This window comes from Rhodococcus sp. H36-A4, from assembly GCF_027158005.1.
GTDB lineage: Bacteria > Actinomycetota > Actinomycetes > Mycobacteriales > Mycobacteriaceae > Rhodococcoides.
This window is the reverse complement of record NZ_JAPVLQ010000006.1, coordinates 324,316-345,030: the sequence shown is the minus strand read 5'-3', so window position 1 is coordinate 345,030 and position 20,715 is coordinate 324,316. Positions and strand designations below refer to the sequence as shown.

Genomic DNA, 20,715 nt, shown 5'->3' with positions numbered 1-20,715 from the left:
AGTCGATGGACCGGGCGTTATCAGACAATCGGTCGTTGGATCGAGCGTGAACATCTCAAAAGAGGACGAATGATGACTACAGAGTTGACCATCCAAGAGCGACGAACGCAGGCACTTGCGGCGGTCACCGCCCCGGGGCGGCAATTCGAGCTTGTCTACGAGGACGTTCGCGGTCATCGAATGCAGGTGTTCAAAAACCGGGCGCGATCGCTGAGCGAAGCTCTCACTGCGTCGGCGGCCTATGGTGATCGCGAGTACCTGATATGCGGCGACGGTCGGTTGACGTTTTCCGAGCACCATGACCGGGTGGCCTCGCTGAGTCGGGCACTGCAGGAGAAATACGGGGTCGGCAAGGGCGACAGAGTGGCGCTCTTGGCGGCCAACAGCGCGGAATGGGTCCTCTCGTTCTGGGCGGTGACCGCACTTGGCGCGATAGCCGTCGGGATGAACTCGATGTGGTCGGCGCGCGAAACCGCGGATGCCATCGAACTCTGCACACCCATGCTCGTCGTAGCCGATGAAAAACGCCGAGCAATGCTCGACGATCCGAAAATTCCCGTGCTGACGATCGAGGAGGACATTCCTCGGCTCAGCCTCGAATTCTCGGGTGCCGAGCTGCCGCCTGCTGTGGTCGAAGAGGACGACCCCGCCATCATCATTTTCACCAGTGGCACCACAGGTAGGGCGAAGGGTGCTACACATTCGCACCGCAACGTGATTGCTGCAGCCGACTATTTCGCCGTCAATGACGCGGCAGCGACCGAGATGGGAATTTCGCGTCCGGAACAACGCCGCGTACTTCTCGCCGCGCCGCTGTTCCACATGATGTCACTGCACAATCTAGTGGTGCCCCGATTGGTCTTCGGGGATGCGGTGGTGATCTACCTTGGAAGGTTCGACATAGACAAGGCGCTCCAACTGGTCGAAACGGAGCATGTGACCCAGTGGGGAATGGTTCCGACCATGGCCAACCGCCTGGTCCAGCACAGTGATCTTTCGGGCTACGACCTGTCCTCCCTCACCACTATTTCCCTGGGGTCGGCACCGTCCTCTCCGTCGCTGAAAACTGCGCTTCGCAAAGTTCTTCCTGACGCAGCGAAATCGCTGGGTACCACCTACGGGCTCACCGAATCCAGTTCAGCGGCGACGATCGCGACCGCCGCCGACATAGCGCTCTACGAGGATTCTGTAGGCACCCCGGTTATGACCATGCAGGTGCAGATCCAGGAGATCAGCGGAATCCAGGTGACGGACGGCGTCGAAGGCGAAATCTGCTTGAGAGGCCCATTGGTAATGCTGGGGTACTGGAACAACGCCGTGGCGACAGATGCTGCTATCGATGCTGACGGATGGCTGCACACGGGGGACATCGGAGTGATGCTCGACGGGCATCTCCGACTGCGCAGTCGGAGATCCGACCTCATCATCCGAGGCGGCGAGAACATCTATCCAGCTGAGGTCGAAGCCGCACTCGCGGAGCACCCCGCTGTGCAGGAATGTGCAGTGTTGGGCGCGCCGCACGAAGACTTTGGTCAAGAGGTGGTTGCCGTAGTAGTGACAGCGACCGACACGACGGAAGCAGACCTGAAGGCGTTCATGTCCGATCGTATTGCGCGCTACAAAGTCCCAACTCGCTGGGTTCTCACTCAGGTCGAGTTGCCGCGCAACGCCACAGGCAAAATCGTGCGGCGCGGGCTGGAGGCGTTTGCGCCGCCCACGACATAAGGATTCTCGACCCGATAGTGCGCTTCCGACGAAGTCTGTGCAGTCGCTCGATGGCCAACCGCTGACCATCGAGCGACGACCTGCCGACACCCGCGACTAGGACGTCTCGCCGGAGGGCCAGCGCTCGGTGATCATCTCTGTCATCTCGTCCACCCAGGTCTCGTCCAGAGCGGAGTCGCGGCGAATGAGGATGCGGAAGATCGCAGTGCCCGCCACAACCTCGGCGAGCATCGGTAGCTCGTCATCGCCTCGGCGCTCCTGACGGAAGCGAGATTCGAAAGCTGTCAGATTGCCGGCCAACCGGGCGATCATCGTGCTGTGCACTTCAGGGTTGGCGACGGTGTCGGCAATCAGGCCCGGCAACGCCATACGCACCTCAGGAGCGTCGAACATAGTGCGGATCGTTTCGACCAACGCTCGAATATCCTCACGAATATCGCCGGAACCGTTCGGCGTGGGGATGGATTCGGCGGGTAGCACTGCCTCGTGGACAAGCTGTGCCTTGCCCGACCACCGCCGGTAGATGGCAGCAGTGGTGGTCCCGGCGTGCGCGGCGATCGCCGACAGTGACAACGCGGAATAGCCCGTCTCGAGTATCAATTCGCGGGTCGCCGCAATGATCGCGTCATCGATCCTGCCGTCGCGCGGACGACCCGGTGCGATATGCGCTGCGCTATTGCCTTCCATGCGGTTTTCTGCTGTCATGACTTCAGCATAGTTCCAATACAGTGCGTATCGTATTTGAGGGAGACTTGTGAAACTGAGCCCGCTCGACGAATATCCAATTCACCAAACCCCTGCGCCGATGACTTGGCCGGCCACATCCGATCGAAACTTCTACGATCGCTCGTACTTCAACGTGCTCGACCGAAGTGGCCGCTTCATGGCTCTGACCGGAATCGGCTACTACCCGCGACTGGGCGTCAAGGACGCCTACTTCGTCGTGCGGCGCGGCGAGACTCAGACCGCAGTACACCTCAGCGACAGCATCGACGATGACCGCCTTCACCAGAACGTCAACGGCTACCGTCTCGACGTCATCGAGCCGTTGCAGGAGATGCACCTGACACTGGCGCCGACTGAGGGCATTTCCGCAGATCTCACGTGGCGCGGGCTCTTCCCTGCCGCCCTGGAAAAGCCGCACGAGATGCTCACCGAGCGGCGAGTGACGTTGCAGGCGTGCCGCTTCGCGCAGGTCGGCTCCTGGCAAGGCTGGATCGATGTCGACGGCGAACGGTTGGAAGTCGATCATGACAGCAGTGTGGCCAGTCGCGACCGATCCTGGGGGATCCGACCTGTCGGTGAGACCGAGCCGTCCGGTCGTCCGGACGCCACTTTCCGCGGACTGTGGTGGCTCTACCTTCCACTGGCCTTCGACGACTACCAACTGTTCCTGATCCTGCAAGAGGACCCGGATGGCCATCGCAACCTGTACGACTGCACGCGACGCTGGCGAGACGGCCGCGTCGAACAACTCGACGGAGTGCGCGCCACCGTCGATTATCTGTCCGGGACGAGGATTCCGAAGGGCGTCCACGTCGAGTTCATGAATCGCGCCGGAGACCGAATCCGACTGGACGTCGAATCGAAGCTGTTTGCGCCCATCGCTTTCGGGTCGGGCTACGGTGGGGACTCCTCGTGGTCACACGGCAGCTGGAAGGACGGGCCGTTCGCCGAACGCGTCAGCTTCGACCTGTCGGACCCAGAGGTGATCGCCCGCGCGCCGTTCAGTCTCATCGACCATGTCGGCCATGCCGTGTGCACGGAAGCAGATGGGACTACCCGTGAGGGCGCGGGTTTGTTCGAGCACGGGGTGATCGGCCCGCACCACCCGTCCGGTTTTGCCGACTGGACAGACGTAGCGAACTAGGCGACGTCAATGAAAATCATGACAGCGCTGTTCGGGCCCACTGACGCGGTCGAGCGCGCACAAGTGTTGCAGGAAGCCGGTGCATCCGGTGTGTTCACCTTCGAAGGACCTTTCGACGTGTTCACCCCTCTGGTGCTGGCTTCGTCGGTGAAGGGTCTCGACGTGATGTCGAACGTCGCGATCGCGTTTCCCCGCAACCCGATTCAGCTCGCCCACCAAGCCAACGATCTGCAACTACTCAGTGAGGGGCGTTTCATCCTGGGGCTCGGCACGCAGGTGCGCGCGCAGATCGAGAAGCGCTATGGGGCCGAGTTCGATCGGCCGGTCGCGCGGATGAAGGAAATGGTGGGGGCGCTGCGAGCGATCTTCGCAACGTGGAATGACGGTGAACGACTGGACTTCCGCGGTGAATACTACCGACACACCTTGATGACGCCGACCTTCGTACCGGGTCCGAACCCGTTCGGTCCGCCGCCGATCTACCTCGGCGCCCTCGGGCCTCGGTTGACGAAAGCCACCGCAGAAGTGGCCGACGGTCTGTTGGTGATGCCTTTCGGGTCGAAGCGGTTCCTTCACGAGAGGACGATGCCGGCTGTACGTGAAGGGCTCGCTGCTGCCGGCCGCAGCGAGGATGACTTCGAGGTGGTGCCCGAGATCATCGTGTCGGTCGACTCCGGAAGAGACGACGACCATGCCTCGACTCGAATGCTGTTGGCGTTCTACGGTTCCACCCCGGCCTACCGGCCAGTGCTCGACGCCCACGGCTGGGGCGATCTTCAGCCGGAACTCAACACTATGTCCAAGCAGGGCCGGTGGCAGGAGATGGCTACATTGATCGATGATCGAATACTGCACACCATCGCCGCCTGCGGCACCCCAGCCGAAATTGCCGCGCACATCCGCGACCGTGTCGACGGCGTGTCGGACCGAATCTGCCTGTATCAACCGGGCCCCATCGAGGTTGACGCGCTCGCCGAGATCGTAGACTCGTTGGGAGGAAAACCATGACGCTGAGAACTGTCGAGTTCGATGACGTCAGCGACGACCGCTACGGCGGTAAGGCCGCTGGGCTCGCTGAACTGCGACGTCTCGGCCTATCGGTGCCAGTGGGATTCGTCATCGCCGATGCCTCCACGGACGGCTCCGTTAGTGTTGCGGCACAGCGGTTCTTGCAGATGGCTGCCGACGGCACGACCCCCGTGGCAGTCCGGTCTTCGGCCGTCGGGGAGGACGGTGACAACCAGTCCTTCGCCGGGCAATACGACACTGTGCTCGGTGTCGACTCCGTCGATGACTTCACCGAGGCAGTGTGCACGTGCACCGCCTCGGTGAATTCCGAACGAGCCTCGTCCTACAGCGGGGAGTCAGCGGCCATCATGCATCTGGTGGTTCAGCAGATGGTCGACGCGCGCGCCGCCGGTGTCGTGTTCACTGCGGATCCGACCACCGGCCGGCGCGACGTCATGGTTATCGACGCCATCGCCGGACTCGGTGACGCGCTCGTCGACGGTACGGCGTCTCCTGACCACATACTCCTGGATTCCCGCGGAATCCCCGTCGTGCACGAGGTTGGCGAGGTGCCGGTTCTGTCGCCCCGGGAGATCGCCGACATTCGCTCCGATGCTTTACGCGCTGAGCAACACTGGGGGAGGCCTATGGATCTCGAATGGGCGATCGACCGGTCCGGCACTCTGTGGTGGCTGCAGGGCAGGCCGATCACCAGCCTGCCCGCTGAACTCGACGAGATGGACTCGCCACTTGCGGGCGCCGATCACGTGTACACGCGCTGCAACATAGGGGAGATGATGCCGGGTGCCTTCTGCCCGCTGACCGCGTCGGTATCCGGCTACGCCATCGACCACGCGATGCAAAGGCTGCAAGTGGTCGCGCGGGCACAACCGAGTTACGAGAAACCGTGGCTTCAGGTCGGATATTTTTATGGACACATGTTCCTGAACCTGACCGAAGGCACGGCGCTGAGCTCGGGCCTACTCGGAAATTCGCTGGAGCAGTTCTCCACATCGATCTGCGGTCGGGTGGTCGACGAATTGAAGCCCAAGCCGGCGAAACCCTTCTTTCGCAAACTTGGCAATACGGTCCGGCTCACCGCGTATGCACTATCCGCCGGTCCGGCGATCAGACGCCTGGGCGACCAGATCGCCGGATTTCCGGTTCCGACCAGTGATGACCGACGAGACGTTCTGCGGCAGTTGGAATTCGGCGTCGAACAGTACTGCGACATCACGCTGACTCATGTGCGGTCGTCGTCACGCGCAGCGGTTGCAGCCAACATCCTCGAAAGCGTTCTGATGAAGCAGGCGGTCAAGAAGGGAGGCAGTGAGGACGAGGGGAGAGCCGAGGCAACCCGCCTTCTGGCCGGCGCCTCCGATGTCGAGAGCGCGCTCATGCTCGAGCATCTCGACTCGGTAGTGAACACCGTCGCCACCGACGACGAGGCCACCACGAGATTCTTGGCCGCGGAGCCGGGCAATGCGGTCGACGGATTGCGGACTACAGACAGCGCCGGCGGTATAGCTTTGCGACAGTTCTTGATTCGCTACGGTCACCGCGGATACCGTGAGCTGTGCATGCGAGACCCATCTTGGGCCGAGGACCCGGAAGGGCTGGGATCGATGATGCAGGTCATGCTGCGCTCATCTCTCGATCAGGCTGTTCGCGGACCGATGTTCTCTCGGGTTCGGACGCCCACATCGTCGACCGTCAGACTTCTCGCCCGCCTGGCGCAGGGCGGCGCGCGGGGACGCGAGGAGACGAAATCGAAGATGGCTCTGATGGCCCATGCGCTCAAGCTGGGGTACCGCCACCTGGGGGAGTTGCTGGCCTGTACTGGACGGCTACCCGACCCTGATCTGGTGTTCTTCTTCGACCGCACAGAATTGAACCACATCGTCGGTCCGCACGACGTTGCCGATCTCGTGCTGCGCGGTCTCCAGCGTCGTGAAGCACTCGCGTTCCAGGGGTTCCTCGAGTTCGACGATGTGTCTGTGGGGAGGCCGTCGCCTCTCATTGCTCGGACGGAGCGCAGCTTCACCGACGACGAGATCGTCGGACGGCCCGCCAGTCGGGGTACGGTCGAAGGCTTTGTGCGTGTTGCGAAGTCGATAGTCGATGCGCGTGAAGTGCAGCGTGGTGAAATTCTTGTCGCCCCGGTCACCGACGTGGGATGGACTCCGTACTTCACCGTCATCGCCGCTCTGGTCACCGATATCGGCAGCTCCGTTTCTCACGGCGCTGTGGTGGCGAGGGAGTACGGGCTACCGTGCGTCGTCAATACCTTGGTGGCAACGCAGGTGCTCGAGACCGGCGACCGGGTTCGCGTGGACGGGGACCGAGGTCTGGTCACCAAACTCGATAATCCCTGACCCCACCCTCGGTTACGTGTGGACGGCCAGTGGGTGACTTCGATTGCCCGCCACACCAGCGGCGTAGGTTTGTAATTCGGTGCCTGCACGCGGGTTCCGATGCTCGGGGCACCAGGTTTTCCCAGGGCCGGCTATCGCGTCCCGTAGGAAGCGGCCGTGCCGCTCCAGTGAGACATGCTTTTTGCTTGCCGACGTCAAGATTTTTTGGCGATTGTAAGTCGTCAAGATATGTTGACGATATGTATTCCACGAAGAAACTCACCGCGGCCGAACTGTCCGCGATGTACGACGAATACAACGCCGCCCTCGCAGCGGTCGAGCTCGCCGAAGGTGTGCGCAATCTGGGGCGTGAGGATGCTGAAAAGTGGATCACCGACGCCGAGCGGCGTCGCATTGAGGCCGTCTCTGATTTCGATGCGCTCGAGATCAACGCGTTCCTGGCTTCGACGATGATCGCCGACCGCTACGCCATCATCGAGCGACTGCGCAGTGCAAGACCGCCGGTGCCGTGGTCGAAGATTGGCGACGTTCTCGGCATGAGCAAGCAAGCAGTGCACCAGTGGTACGGCGGCTACAATCTGCGGCCCAGAATGAAGAACCCGACGGACCCCGAACGGCCGCAGTGAAACAGGCGCAGCGAATCGATTCGTTGCGCCGAATGACCCGGTGCCTGGTATAGCCATCGCGCAGCGGCCACACACCGATGGTCCGCCGACCGTCGGCTGACGTGTCTGCATGTGTCACGCAGAGTGCGCGAGTTGTATCGACTGGTACACGAAGTGGAAAAGTTCTCGACAGGGGACAACATCCAACATATTACTTGACATAATGTTGATTATCGGCAAATTGGCCAAAATACAGGTTTACCAGGTCAGCGCGCAGTCGGCACGGTGAGCTACTTCAGTGGGTAATCAGCCTTCAGCCTCCATCGATCAGTCGCTTGTGAGCAGTACGCCGAATCGCGCAAGCGCGAAATGCACGCATATTGAAAATTTTTGCCACGCTCGCTGCATTCCACTTGCGTGGCAAAATTTTCGATGCCTCCAGATGCATCGCTGCGGGTCCATGTGCATTCCTGCCGAAACTCCCGGACGCTACCTCGCAGTCCATCCCCCCTTGGCAGGCTTTCAACCTGTCGAATCGTCACTGTGACGATTCGACAGGTTGAAACGGTCAGCTGCCCTGAAGACCTCTGGATGATCTGCGGGTCTCGCACCCGTCAGCAGCCAATGCTCTGATCTTCCTTTCCCGCCCGTGGATCCAGACGAGAATTCGGCGCCACAGGCGGGATTCATCCGCAGTGGGTGAGTATTTTCAGCCCAGGACGGCTCACACTCGAATTCGACAACCGCTGCCGCGAGGATAGAGGAATGTGATGACTGCTGAACACGATCGCCATCCCGTAAAACAAGGATTTGCAGCCGGAACAACATTTGCCGCCGCAATCCTGCTGCTTACTGTGTCGATTTTGACAGTGCTGCAGGGTATTTCGGCGATATCGAAAGACGCATTGTTTGTCGCCGGACCTGAGTACATCTACAAATTCGATCTCACCACGTGGGGTTGGATCGTCACGATTGTAGGTGTACTCGGTGCGCTTATTGCAATCGGCATGTTCAGTGGAGCTGTCTGGGCCCGAGTCGGTGCAATTGTGATCGCAGCGCTATCGATCATCGCCAATTTTCTTTGGCTCCCCTACTACCCATGGTGGTCGGTTTTGGTGATCGCCATCGATATCGTCGTAATCTGGGCAGTTGCCTCCTGGAGGACTGACTGAAGCACTTCGGCGGCAAGGGAAGTCGGCCCGAGGCGGACACGTCCCCCGCCTCGGGCTGCAGGTGCATGTCGATCATGTGCGTCCCAGTGGAGTCACCTATCCCCCACTGGTAAACCTGTGTGCTGACTTTATCAATCGGATTCGACGATTCTCCAACGTCCTCGACATCAAGAATAGGTACGCATCCTTCGTGTACAACTTGCTCGGAATGACTGAATTCACCGCCACCGCAACAGAAGCGATCAGCCCGGGCAAGCACCAGATCCGTGCAGAGTTTGCCTACGACGGAGGCGGTCTCGCCAAGGGCGGCACCGTCACCGTCTTCTACGATGGTCGCGAAGTCGGTAACGGTCGGGTAGATCAGACACAGCCGATGGTTTTCTCCGCCGACGAAACGACCGATGTCGGCGACGACGACGACCATTCGCACGTCATCGACCCCGCCGACATCGCCAGAGTCGCAGTATCGCGCCAGTAGCGCCAGGCTTGTTCTCGACATCTGAACCTTGTCGGATCGGTTTCCTCCACCGGTTCGACAAGGTTCAGTGCTATTTCGGAGGCATGACGCTTCGGAAGTGGCCAGCGATGTCACCTGCCGTCGTGAACCAAACGCCGTCGGCACTCGCCGTCATGTGTTCGAGGGCGGCGCGAAATCGACGGAGTCGATACGGCTGTCCGGTCAGGAATGTGTGAATCGAGATGGCCAGCACCACGGACTGCTCGGCTGAATTGTCCTTAAGTTCTTCGAACGAATCGATGATCGTGCGCTCGAACTCGTCCGCTGTGCCGTGATGGTGAACGAATGCCGGTAGATCGTTGGCCTCGTGGGGGTACGGAACGCTGAGCAACGGTCCGCCGCGGGTGGAAAGCCATACCGGTTGATCATCGATCGGCCAGTCGAGTGTGTAATCGAATCCACGATCGGCAAGGAGGTCTTCGGTTACGCGACTCGGATTGGCGCCGGGACTCATCCACCCGCGAGGCGGTATCCCTTCGAGGCGTTCGATCGTGCGATAGACCTCGTCGATGGTCTGACGCTCGTCGGTCTCGTCCTGTTGGTTGGGTTGGACGGCGTTGGTGCGGCCGTGGGCTACGAAGTCAGCGTCGAGTTCACGAAATGCGTCGAGCAACTCCGGTGCGTGATCGTATGTTTCGGTGTTGAGCAACAGGGTGGGCCGTATCCCGCTCCGCTCCAGAGTTTCTGCGATCCGGAATCCGCCTACACGGTTACCGTACTCACGCCACCCCCAGTTATAGGTGTTCGGTTGATCCATATCCGGGGTGTAGCCGAGGCCGGGGGGGCCGTCGTCGTAGGGAAAGTGCTCGCAGTTGACGGCGACGTACACCGCAAGACGAGCACCACCTGGCCACTCGAACTGTGGACGATCGGTGATTGCCGAGTAATCGAAGCGTCGGTGTGAGGCGAGAGCCATCGGTTCATTATGCCCCGCCACGCCACTATGGGTGCTGAAGCAGAATCATCCTGGGCGGGTGATGCTGCCTGGACCGGAAAAGGACCATGCTCGAATGCCGAGGACAGCATCTCGGTCTCTGGTGAACTCGACACGCCTGAGCGATGCCACCGCACATGATGACGAAGGAGTGCCCGTGAGCACACGGTCAACGCCTAACCGGGCTCCCGCGATAGTCGATGCACCGTCACCCGAGCATTCGGGTTCAGGGCGTGCTGCGCGTGCCTTGGTATCGCGCCGGGAGCTTGGAAGTTGGAACTCGGCAACTCGCGGTCATGACCCTCTGCAGACAATACTGGCGCAGAGCGATATTCGAGCACCGGACCTCCTCCCGATCCGACATGGGCGAATGAGCCATTCTCCCTGGACGTACTACCGTGGGGCCGCGGCAGTGATGGCCGCCGACCTCGCCTCCACCGCAAATACCGGGATCATGGTCCAGATGTGCGGCGATGCGCACATCCTGAACTACGGTCCGTGGACCTCTCCCGAGCGAAATCTCCTCTTCGATCTGCGGGACTTCGACGAGACCCTACCCGGGCCGTTCGAGTGGGACCTCAAACGTTTTCTCGCGAGCGTCGTCGTGCTTGCGCGAGACAACGGCGTGCCGGAAAGGCTTGCACAAGAGTCGGTTCGAGCTGGGTACCGCAGCTATCGCAAGCACATGAAGACTTACGCAACGATGCCGCAGATCGACGTCTGGTACGACAAAGTCGGTGTCGACCAGTTGGTCGAGTATGCGACCACCGACGATGAGGGCGAAATGGATGCGCTCATCGAGAAGCGTGCCAAAAAGCGGACAGGCCGGGTGGCCTCGAAGAAGCTCACCACTCTGGTCGACGGCCATCGAGTGATCACCGAGGATCCCCCGTATCGAGTACACCGGCTCGGCGACGCGGCTGATCAAATCTTGCTCGACGTGATGCGCAAGTATTACGACTCCATCCCCGACCATCTCGATAACCTGCTCACCCGTTACGACGTGGTCGACGCAGTACGTCAAGTCGTCGGCGTCGGAAGTGTCGGCATGCGGGTGTTCCTGACACTGCTCGAGGAACGGCGCACAAAAGACCCACTGCTACTGCAGATCAAACAGGCGGGCCCATCTGTCTACGAACAGTTCCTGGGCAAGAGCCAGTACGAAAACCACGGATCACGCGTAGTGCATGGTCAACGCATGATCCAGAGCGCCACCGACATGTTCGTGGGATGGACATCTTTTCAGGACGCGAATCTGCACCTCGATTTGGATTTCTACGTCAGGCAGTTCCGCGACGGCAAAGTAATCCCCAAAGGTGAGGTCGTCGCTCTTCGTCTCCCGCAATTTGCAGCAGCCTGCGGCAACGTCCTGGCGCGCGCTCATGCTCGTAGCGGTGACGCTGCAGCTATCGCCGACTATCTCGGCGGTGGCAGTAAGGTCGAGGAAGCGATGGTTGCGTTCGCAAGCGCCTATGCCGACCAAAACACAGCAGACCACGCTCAACTGGCCAAAGCTGTTGCTGATGGCTCCATCCCATCCGAGCGTGGCTGGCCTGATGTCCCCTGAGAACTGCTCAGCTTTTTCCGCTGTCGGTCAGTTACCGACATATCGCGCGAGGTAGTCGCCGGTAAGGGTCGTTCGGTCGGCGACGAGATCTGCGGGCGTACCTTCGAAAACGATCTTGCCGCCGTCGTGTCCGGCTCCGGGTCCGAGATCGATGATCCAGTCCGCATGCGCCATCACAGCTTGATGGTGTTCGATCACCACTACCGATTTACCGGAGTCGACGAGGCGATCGAGTAGGCCGAGAAATTGCTCGACGTCGGCGAGATGGAGACCGGTGGTCGGTTCGTCGAGTACGTAGATTCGGCCTTTTTCGCTCAAGTGGGTCGCGAGCTCGAGGCGCTGCCGTTCACCACCTGACAGTGTGGTCAGAGGCTGACCCAGCTTGATGTAACCGAGGCCGACGTCGCAGAGTCTGCTCAGTATCTTGTGTGCGGACAGTATCTTCGCATCGCCTTTGCCGAAGAAGTCCTCGGCTTCGGACACCGGCATTTCGAGAACTTCGCTGATATTTCGGCCACCGAAAAAATACTCCAGCACCGATGCCTGAAAACGCTTGCCCTCACACACTTCACATACGGTGGCAACCCCGGCCATTATTGCGAGATCACTGTAGATGACGCCCGCACCGTTGCAGTTCGGGCATGCACCGTCGGAGTTGGCGCTGAACAAAGCAGGTTTGACGCCGTTGGCTTTGGCAAACGCTTTTCGAATCGGATCGAGTAGCCCGGTATACGTAGCTGGATTACTGCGTCGGGATCCGCGGATCGCTCCCTGATCGACCGAGATGACGTCGTCCAGTCCGGACAGAGATCCGTGAATCAGCGAACTCTTGCCCGAACCGGCGACACCGGTGACGACAACGAGAACTCCGAGCGGCACATCGACGTCGACGGATCGAAGGTTGTGGGACGTCGCACCGCGGATTTCCACAACCTCGGTAAAGGCCCGGACGGAGTCCTTCAGTGCTGCCCGGTCGTCGAAATGTCGGCCCGTGACGGTCCGACTTGCGCGGAGTCCTTCGACCGTCCCTTCGAAACAGAGCTCGCCTCCCCCGCTGCCGGCGCCGGGACCGAGGTCGACGATGTGGTCGCCGATCGCTATCGTTTCCGGTTTGTGCTCGACCACCAGCACCGTGTTGCCTTTGTCGCGAAGCCTCAGGAGGAGATCGTTCATCCGAGCGATGTCGTGCGGATGCAGGCCGATCGTGGGCTCGTCGAAGACATAGGTGACGTCGGTGAGCGAGGAACCGAGGTGGCGAATCATTTTGGTGCGCTGGGCTTCACCACCGGACAATGTGCCGGATGGACGGTCCAGACTCAGGTATCCGAGCCCGATCTCGACGAACGAGTCGAGGATGCCGCTCAACGACGTCAGCAGCGGCGTCATCGTCGGTTCCTGCACATTACCGACCCACTCGGCGAGATCACTGATTTGCATCGCACAGATGTCGGCGATGTTCTTGCCCTTGATCTTCGACGATCGCGCAGCCTCGCTGAGCCTGGTGCCGTCGCAGTCTGGGCACGTTGCGAAGGTGATTGCGCGCTCCACGAAAGCACGAATGTGGGGTTGCATCGCGTCGACATCCTTGGCCAGAAACGACTTTCGAATCTGTGGGATCAGTCCCGTGTAGGTCAGGTTGATGCCTTCGACCTTGATTTTTGTCGGCTCCTTGTAGAGCAGATCGTTTGTTTCTTTCTTGGTGTATTTGCTGATCGGTTTGTCCGGATCGAAGAAGCCGCAGCCGCGGTAGATGCGGCCGTACCAACCTTCCATGCTGTAGCCGGGCACGGTGATGGCGTTCTCGTTCAAGGACTTGGCTGCATCGAACAGTGCGGACAGATCGAAATCCGATACCGAGCCTCGTCCCTCGCATCGGGGGCACATTCCTCCGGTGATGCTGAAACTGCGCCGTTCCTTCGTCTGTCGGCCTCCTCGGTCGATGGTGACCGCGCCCGCCCCGGAGATCGAGGCGACGTTGAAGGAGTACGCCTGCGCCGAACCGATGTGTGGCTTGCCGAGTCTGCTGAAGAGGATACGAAGCATCGCGTTGGCGTCGGTGGCTGTGCCGACCGTCGATCGCGGATCGACACCCATTCGTTGTTGATCGACGATGATCGCCGTTGTCAGCCCTTCGAGTACGTCGACGTCGGGCCGAGCGAGCGTGGGCATGAAGCCTTGGACGAACGTGCTGTAGGTTTCGTTGATCATGCGCTGTGACTCCGCGGCAATGGTGTTGAATACCAACGAGCTTTTGCCCGAGCCGGACACACCGGTGAAGACGGTCAGCCTGCGTTTGGGTATATCGACGCTGATGTCTTTGAGATTGTTCACTCGGGCGCCCTGGACTCGAATCAGATCGTGAGCATCGGCGGCATGCAGTCCATGCGAACTCGCACTTCTCTTCGTGACCATGCGTTCGGTTCTCCATCTCCAGAGCAGGTAGCTGTCGCGGCTTATGTGTCGTCACGGTAGCTTCGCGTCTCACTGTCCCGCTTCTCGATTCCTGATCCATATTATCGGCGGGTCCTCGCGGGTTAGCATCTGCGCATGAAGCTCGGCGAATACATGTCCCTGGATGCCCTGTCATTGGCAGAAGCCGTTCGCACCCGGCAGGTAACTGCGCGCGAACTACTCGATCTCGCACGTGAACGAGCGGCTGAGGTGAACGGCAAGCTGAACGCCATCGTGGCGCCGTTGGACGCTGCAGACGCGCGGGCCGGCGACCCGTCGCTCAGCGGCCCTCTCGCAGGTGTGCCGTTTTTGATCAAAGATCTTCTCCAGGAGTACAAGGGCTATCCGACGTCGTACGGTTCGCGATCCCTGGCCCATCACGTCGCTACCGATCACGCCCTCGTGACGCAGCGGTTTCTCGACGCAGGTCTGGTGATCTTCGGGAAGACCAACACACCGGAGTTGGGTGCGAAGGGTGTCACCGAACCGGACTACTGGGGAGCTGCCCGCAGCCCATGGAACCTTTCCCGCACGCCCGGCGGTTCTTCGGGTGGATCCGGCGCGGCCGTAGCTGCTGGGATTGTGCCCGCAGCCGGCGCGAACGACGGCGGCGGTTCGATTCGGATCCCCGCGGCGTGCAACGGTCTCGTCGGCCTGAAGCTCAGTCGAGGACTTTCCCCTTACGGTCCGCAGACCGGAGAAATCATGTTCGGAATGGTGACGCAGGGGGTGGTCAGCAGAACTGTGCGCGACAGCGCTGCCCTGTACGACGCGATTGTCGGCCCTGATCCGAACTCGGACTACCAAGCTGCATTTCCCGCGCAACCATTTTCGAAGGATCTCGATCGAGCCCCGTCCCCGCTACGAATCGGCTGGTCCTCGTCCTCGGCGGTCAATCCGGCACCGCACCGGGAGGCTGTCGAGGCGGTGGAGCGTACCGCCGAACTGCTCGCAGGCTTGGGGCACCACGTCGAGCAGGTGACGCCGCCCTACGACGACTGGGCGCTCTCGCGTGACTTCCTGACGATATGGTTCGCTCAGGTACACGCGCAGATTGCTGATATCAAAAGACGAACCGGCGCAAGCGATTCCGATTTCGAGGCTGACACTGTGGCAATTGCCGAGTTCGGTCGTTCGAGTGGTTTGCTAGCTACGATCGAGGCGTTGGAACGAACGACGTCCCATGTCCGTTCGCTCAGCGCATTCCACGAGCGTTTCGATTACCTGTTGACTCCGACACTGGCTACTCCCCCTCTGCGAGTAGGCGCAACCTCCACCTCGTCGTTGATGCAGCGAACCGCTCGTCTTGTCAGCAAGGTTCGCGGCGGGAAACTGATGGCTTTCAGCGGGGTACTCGACGACGTCATTCAGGACAGCCTCGGGTGGGTCCCCTATACCCAGTTGGCCAATCTCACGGGCCGCCCCGCGATCAGCGTTCCTCTGCATTGGACCGAGGGCGGGCTACCACTGGGTGTGCAGTTCGTCGGAAAATTGGGATCCGATGGTGAACTCCTCCGGCTCGCGGCTCAGCTCGAGGAAGCACAACCGTGGATTCATCGATTCCCGGCTCCGGCAGATTGACCTCGTAACCCGCGGTACCGAGCGCAGTCGGTACCGCGGGTCAGTGAGTCAGAGTTCGAACTCGGCCGGATCTATACCGACGGCGAAGCACGCGTTGCGTACCGCGTTCTTCTCGTGGTCATCGAACAGTCCGTCTGCGCCACCGATGATGATGCCGATCTGGATGACTGCTCGAGCTTGTTCCGGCTTGGTCTTCAACTTGCCGATGGTGGCAGTGGCTTCCACTTTGCCGAAGTCGAAGTCACCATTCAGCTTGTCGCAATACCAGTCGAACTTCTGTCGAAGTTCGTCGGCAGGGAAGACCTTCAAGGCTTCGTTGCTGGCAATGAGTGATGCTGTCTTCTGCCGTTCGGCCGGATCTATGGTGCCATCCGCTGCGGCGATGAGAGCGCACATCGCCATGCTGCCGTTTGCGAATTCTTTGTTCTTGAACTGGACGGTCTTGGTCTGCAACTGTCCGTTCAGCTCTTGGGCCTTCGATTTGAGTTGGTCCCAGAAAGCCATGGATCTCCTTCGTTCGGCGTCGCGCCGTTCGCGCGATCGACTCCATTGTCCACATCTTGGTCCGAAGTGTCCGAAACGACGAACCAACTGGCCTGGTGAGCCCTATCGCAGCCGTTCGGCGTCTTTTGCTCTGGCCACGAGTTCGACGCACAGTTGGGCAAGTTCTTCCGCTGACGCACCTTCTTGCACGGCAATCGCGACGTCTTCGGCGGCACATCTGACCTCGAACGTGCGGTCGATCAATGCTGACGCCTCGTCGGCCGACAATACGATGGCATCTGCCGGGATGGATGTGCCCTTGACCGCACTCCGGTGCTCGTATGCCCGCTGCCGGCACGACTGACGGCAATACCGCCTCCGCCGACCCATTCCGGAGTTCGCGACCTCGCGTCCGCACCATGCGCACGCATGAACTCGACGAGACGACACCGGCATGTACAGAGCCTAACGGTGCGGGACGGTAGAATGACCACGGACTGGCGCCGACAAAGACTTCTCGCGTGTCGATACGGGAACGAACGACGCGGTACAGACGTTGACATATTTGTGAGTTGCATGAGGGCATCACCAGCCCCGTGCAAAATCGCATGCACTATGAGGAGAGGACTTCACAATGGCAGACCGCGTACTACGGGGTAGCCGTCTCGGTGCTGTGAGCTACGAGACCGACCGCGATCATGATCTCGCGCCTCGCCGGGTTGCCCGGTATCGCTGTGACAACGGTGAAGAGTTCGACATCCCGTTCGCCGACGAAGCCGAGATTCCCGGCACTTGGGCGTGCAAGAACGGCCTCGAGGGTTCGCTCCTCGAAGGAACGGCACCGGAGGCCAAAAAGGTAAAGCCTCCGCGTACTCACTGGGACATGCTCCTCGAGCGCCGGTCCGTGGAAGAGCTCGAAGAGCTTCTCAAGGAACGTATGGACCTACTGAAGGTCAAGCGCCGGGGCGCCTGATTTCTTCATGTCGAGTGCACGGGCGCTCGACCGACATAAAGTAACTGTGCTTGCGCCGAACGAATGGAAACATTCGTTCGGCGCATTTTTTTGTCACGCTTCCTACCGTGGGTTTGTTTTCGAGAAGCACGTATTTCGAATCGACGACGAATGAACAATTTCTTCGTGGACGCCGTCCCAACTCCGCCGTGCAATGAAAGTATTGTGCTCTGAGCCATACTGAGTTCTAACGCCACGCGCGGTCGTCAGGACTGCGGACCGTAAGGCATCGTCGGTATGGCGCAGGGGTAACAGCTCGAGGATCACTGTCGATGTATATGTCGACGCGGTAGGTGGAAACGCTGCATTCGAACTCGGACGCGGTATCCACGGCAGAGCGAGAGGGGCGGCACCAGGTGTACGGGGATTCCGAAAATCTTTTGAGCTCTCTGCGCGAGGAATTGGACGCGGTCGATCGCTGTCTTATGGATTCGATTCGTGACCGGATCGATATCTGCGTGCGTGTCGCGGCGGTCAAGCGTGAGTTCGAAATACCGATGATGCAACCGGGCCGCGTCGGGGTCGTTCAGGAAAGAGCCCGCGAATTCGCGCGTAGCAATGATCTGTCGGAGGACTTTCTCACCTCGGTGTACAAGTTGTTGATCGCAGAGGCATGCCGTGTCGAAGACCTCATCATCGACTCGGATTCCCCCACCCAGCGCGCCGCGTCCGACGCGCAGCATCGTTAGGTGATGGACATGGCTGTTCGCACGTTGCTCATAGACAATTACGACTCGTTCACCTATAACCTCTACAGCCTGTTGGCAGAGGTGAACGGCGTGCCACCTGTGGTCGTCAAGAATGACGTGCCCTGGGAGTCCATCGACTTCGGAACCTTCGACAATGTCGTAGTGTCTCCGGGGCCTGGGCGTCCTACGACCGCGCACGATCTCGGAATCAGCGCGCGCGCTATCGAAGAATGCGAGCTGCCGATACTCGGTGTGTGCCTGGGTCATCAGGCGATATGTCACCTGTTCGGCGGCGTGGTCGATCTTGCACCCACGCCGATGCACGGTCGAATATCGGAAATTGTCCATACTGGCGACGATCTGTTCGAGGGAATTCCGTCACCGTATTCGGTAGTGCGATATCACTCGTTGCTGGCAGTGGAAGTGCCCGACGAACTCGAAGCCGTCGCGTGGACCCATGATGGCTTGGTAATGGCTGTTAGTCACCGCACCAAACCGATCTGGGGAGTGCAATTCCATCCAGAGTCGATCAGTACCGATTACGGTCGCGAACTGCTGGCAAACTTTCGGGATCTCACGGTGGCTCGCAAGCCCCGAGCATCGACCGGCATTCCATGTCGATCTCCGTACTCGATCGAAACTCTCTGCATAGACGGCGAATTCGATACCGAGCGAGCGTTCTCTGCGCTGTTCGCAAGTGGACCCAACAGCTTCTGGCTTGATGGCAGTGCCGCGGTCGAGCCGAATTCACAGTTCACCATCATGGGAGACTGCTCTGGTCCGCTAGCGGAGTACGTCACGTACCGAGTAGCCGAGGGACAGGTCAGTGTTGAAAGCAGTGATGGATCGGTGGAAACCATCGATTCGACCTTCTTCGCGTACCTCGACCGCCAGCTGCGTGATCGTGCAACTCCCCCACTCGAGCACCTACCCTTTGCATTCGGACTCGGCTACGTCGGATACTTGGGCTACGAACTCAAAGCCGACGTCGGCGGACAGCTTGTTCATACCGCACCGACTCCGGACGCCTCGATGGTTTTCGCTGATCGCGCCGTAGTATTCGACCATGTTGGACGGCAGTGCTACGTCATGGCCCTGGTCCGGGATCGAGCGGAGACGGAAACTGCGACGTGGTTCGCATCGGTCGAGCGCGCATTGAGATCACTCGAACACGAGGACAAGCAGGTTCCGGACACACAGGCGCTGATCGCTCCACTTGTTCAGAACGAGTTGCCCCTTCGCCACAACCATGCGAAGTACCTAGACCTGATCGAACAGTGTCTGGCCGAAATCCGGTCGGGAGAGACATACGAAGTGTGCCTTACCAATACAGCGACGTTCCCCGGTCCGATCAACGCGCTCGATACCTATTCCTATCTGCGTGAAATCAACCCCACGCCCTACAGCGCATTTCTGGGCTTCGCTGATCTGTCGGTGTCGAGCGCATCACCGGAGCGGTTCCTGCGTATCGATGCCGAACGAATCGTCGAATCGAAGCCGATCAAGGGGACGCGTCCGCGCGGTGAAAGCCCCGAACAGGACGCCGAACTCCGCGCGGATCTTCTCGACAACGAGAAGGACAAGGCCGAAAACCTGATGATTGTCGACCTTGTCCGCAATGATCTTGCCCGCGTGTGCATCCCGGGGTCGGTACATGTCCCCAAATTGTTCGACGTCGAAACGTACGCCCCCGTACACCAATTGGTGTCCACAGTGCGAGGTCGACTACGCGAAGATGCCTCTGCCGTCGACTGTGTCAGCGCTGCATTTCCCGGTGGCTCCATGACTGGAGCGCCAAAAATTCGAACGATGGCAATAATCGACAAGCTGGAAGATGGTCCGCGCGGTGTGTATTCGGGAGCAATCGGATACTTGTCGGTGACGGGTACCGCCGACTTCTCGATCGTCATTCGAACCATCGTCTCCACCGAGCACGAGGTCACGTTCGGCGTCGGAGGCGCCATCGTTGCTCTGTCGGACCCGGAAGAGGAGTTCGAAGAAACGATGGTCAAAGCAGTCTCGATGCGGCGGGCGCTGGGCCGCCGGCCTGAGGGACGAAGCTAGCTGTTCCGCCCCTCAGTCGTCGGCTCGGTCAGGGAGTAGCGAAGTACTCGAACACGGCTGGTTGAACCTGCGGATTGGCATTGAGCGTTCCGATGATCGATCCCGCCACCACGCCGATGACAGTTCCGATGATGCACCCGGAAATGAAGTTCGGAAAGATCGAAACGCATCCGATGGCGAATCCGAGTGCAGCGCCCACAGCGGTACCGATTGCGCCACCATTGGTGTAGCCGATGGCGATCTGATTCAGAGCATTATCGAGTGCCGCTTGCTTGGTGACCGGGCCCGCCACGTCGGTCACGAGCGACGCTGCCGGTTGTGGCGTCAGCAACAACTCTCGACTGCCGAGTACGGCGGGCGCTATCGAATACGACGTACCGTTGACGGTATAAGTCAGTGGCAAGGCGGCCAGGACGTTACCGGATGCACCGATCACCTGAACTTGCTCAGCAGTTGCGTCGAGACGAAACGCGCCTGAGTCGAGAATTGTGCTGACTGCTCCATCCGGTAGAACGGACGTCTGGTAATTCACTGATTCGTTCGCTGCGACCGGATCGGCAGACGCCGTGCCGCCACCGATCACAATTGTCACCGATGTCGTAACAAGCACCGCAGCAACTGTTGCCGTTACTGACTTGATCCGCTTCACAGGTATCCCCAGA

Annotated in this window: 18 protein-coding genes; 12 read left to right on the top strand and 6 right to left on the bottom strand. The window is 60.1% G+C overall.

The window, feature by feature from the left end; all coding sequences use genetic code 11:
• The first annotated feature begins 69 nt into the window (after positions 1–69).
• Positions 70–1,725 carry a class I adenylate-forming enzyme family protein gene (locus tag O1W68_RS18085; RefSeq protein WP_269305881.1) on the top strand — a complete coding sequence of 552 codons (1,656 nt, stop codon included), beginning with the start codon at positions 70–72 and terminating at the stop codon, positions 1,723–1,725.
• A gap of 96 nt (positions 1,726–1,821) precedes the next feature.
• Here the strand turns inward: O1W68_RS18085 and O1W68_RS18080 are convergent, their stop codons facing one another.
• A complete protein-coding gene (locus O1W68_RS18080) occupies positions 1,822–2,430 on the bottom strand; it encodes a TetR-like C-terminal domain-containing protein (protein ID WP_269305880.1) in 609 nt (202 codons plus the stop codon).
• A gap of 49 nt (positions 2,431–2,479) precedes the next feature.
• On the opposite strand from O1W68_RS18080, the gene O1W68_RS18075 reads away from it, so the two are divergent.
• The 6 genes from O1W68_RS18075 (at position 2,480) to O1W68_RS18050 (ending at position 9,233) form a co-directional block, all read left to right on the top strand.
• On the top strand, positions 2,480–3,595 hold the full coding sequence (locus O1W68_RS18075) for a hypothetical protein (protein WP_269305879.1): 1,116 nt from the start codon (positions 2,480–2,482) through the stop codon (positions 3,593–3,595).
• 9 nt (positions 3,596–3,604) lie between these two features.
• Positions 3,605–4,603, top strand: coding sequence for a TIGR03617 family F420-dependent LLM class oxidoreductase (locus O1W68_RS18070; RefSeq protein ID WP_269305878.1), 999 nt, complete (start codon positions 3,605–3,607; stop codon positions 4,601–4,603).
• Positions 4,600–6,978, top strand: coding sequence for a PEP/pyruvate-binding domain-containing protein (locus O1W68_RS18065; RefSeq protein WP_269305877.1), 2,379 nt, complete (start codon positions 4,600–4,602; stop codon positions 6,976–6,978). The genes O1W68_RS18070 and O1W68_RS18065 overlap by 4 nt, the downstream gene beginning before the upstream one ends.
• Positions 6,979–7,259: 281 nt before the next feature.
• Positions 7,260–7,604: a hypothetical protein gene (locus O1W68_RS18060; RefSeq protein WP_269305876.1), complete on the top strand. Its 345-nt coding sequence runs from the start codon at positions 7,260–7,262 to the stop codon at positions 7,602–7,604.
• 749 nt (positions 7,605–8,353) lie between these two features.
• Entirely contained in the window at positions 8,354–8,755 is a 402-nt protein-coding gene (locus tag O1W68_RS18055; protein ID WP_136172299.1) for a DUF7144 family membrane protein, read from the top strand.
• A 208-nt stretch (positions 8,756–8,963) separates the two neighbouring features.
• Entirely contained in the window at positions 8,964–9,233 is a 270-nt protein-coding gene (locus O1W68_RS18050) for a hypothetical protein (protein ID WP_442972397.1), read from the top strand.
• A gap of 70 nt (positions 9,234–9,303) precedes the next feature.
• On the opposite strand, the gene O1W68_RS18045 is transcribed toward O1W68_RS18050, so the two are convergent.
• Positions 9,304–10,188, bottom strand: coding sequence for a polysaccharide deacetylase family protein (locus tag O1W68_RS18045; RefSeq protein ID WP_269305874.1), 885 nt, complete (start codon positions 10,186–10,188; stop codon positions 9,304–9,306).
• Positions 10,189–10,309: 121 nt separating this feature from the next.
• Here O1W68_RS18045 and O1W68_RS18040 point away from each other — a divergent pair, with 121 nt between their 5' ends.
• A complete protein-coding gene (locus tag O1W68_RS18040) occupies positions 10,310–11,773 on the top strand; it encodes a DUF2252 domain-containing protein (RefSeq protein WP_442972413.1) in 1,464 nt (487 codons plus the stop codon).
• A gap of 27 nt (positions 11,774–11,800) precedes the next feature.
• Here the strand turns inward: O1W68_RS18040 and O1W68_RS18035 are convergent, their stop codons facing one another.
• The gene (locus tag O1W68_RS18035) at positions 11,801–14,185 is read right to left on the bottom strand and encodes an excinuclease ABC subunit UvrA (protein ID WP_269305872.1); all 2,385 of its coding nucleotides are present in this window, start codon (positions 14,183–14,185) and stop codon (positions 11,801–11,803) included.
• Between the two features lie 135 nt (positions 14,186–14,320).
• On the opposite strand from O1W68_RS18035, the gene O1W68_RS18030 reads away from it, so the two are divergent.
• Positions 14,321–15,805 carry an amidase gene (locus O1W68_RS18030; RefSeq protein WP_269305870.1) on the top strand — a complete coding sequence of 495 codons (1,485 nt, stop codon included), beginning with the start codon at positions 14,321–14,323 and terminating at the stop codon, positions 15,803–15,805.
• A gap of 48 nt (positions 15,806–15,853) precedes the next feature.
• On the opposite strand, the gene O1W68_RS18025 is transcribed toward O1W68_RS18030, so the two are convergent.
• Together O1W68_RS18025 and O1W68_RS18020 are read right to left on the bottom strand one after the other, a co-directional pair.
• On the bottom strand, positions 15,854–16,309 hold the full coding sequence (locus O1W68_RS18025) for a tellurite resistance TerB family protein (RefSeq protein WP_084345139.1): 456 nt from the start codon (positions 16,307–16,309) through the stop codon (positions 15,854–15,856).
• A 102-nt stretch (positions 16,310–16,411) separates the two neighbouring features.
• Positions 16,412–16,744 carry a hypothetical protein gene (locus tag O1W68_RS18020; protein WP_269305866.1) on the bottom strand — a complete coding sequence of 111 codons (333 nt, stop codon included), beginning with the start codon at positions 16,742–16,744 and terminating at the stop codon, positions 16,412–16,414.
• A gap of 178 nt (positions 16,745–16,922) precedes the next feature.
• Here O1W68_RS18020 and O1W68_RS18015 point away from each other — a divergent pair, with 178 nt between their 5' ends.
• The 3 genes from O1W68_RS18015 (at position 16,923) to pabB (ending at position 20,053) form a co-directional block, all read left to right on the top strand.
• Positions 16,923–17,261: an RNA polymerase-binding protein RbpA gene (locus O1W68_RS18015; RefSeq protein ID WP_084345141.1), complete on the top strand. Its 339-nt coding sequence runs from the start codon at positions 16,923–16,925 to the stop codon at positions 17,259–17,261.
• Positions 17,262–17,656: 395 nt separating this feature from the next.
• On the top strand, positions 17,657–17,989 hold the full coding sequence (locus tag O1W68_RS18010; protein ID WP_269306084.1) for a chorismate mutase: 333 nt from the start codon (positions 17,657–17,659) through the stop codon (positions 17,987–17,989).
• Positions 17,990–17,998: 9 nt separating this feature from the next.
• Positions 17,999–20,053 (top strand): aminodeoxychorismate synthase component I, encoded by a 2,055-nt coding sequence (pabB, locus tag O1W68_RS18005; protein ID WP_269305864.1) that lies wholly within the window; start codon positions 17,999–18,001, stop codon positions 20,051–20,053.
• A 28-nt stretch (positions 20,054–20,081) separates the two neighbouring features.
• Here pabB and O1W68_RS18000 read toward each other — a convergent pair whose 3' ends face one another.
• Entirely contained in the window at positions 20,082–20,663 is a 582-nt protein-coding gene (locus O1W68_RS18000) for a hypothetical protein (RefSeq protein ID WP_269305862.1), read from the bottom strand.
• Positions 20,664–20,715: the final 52 nt, after the last annotated feature.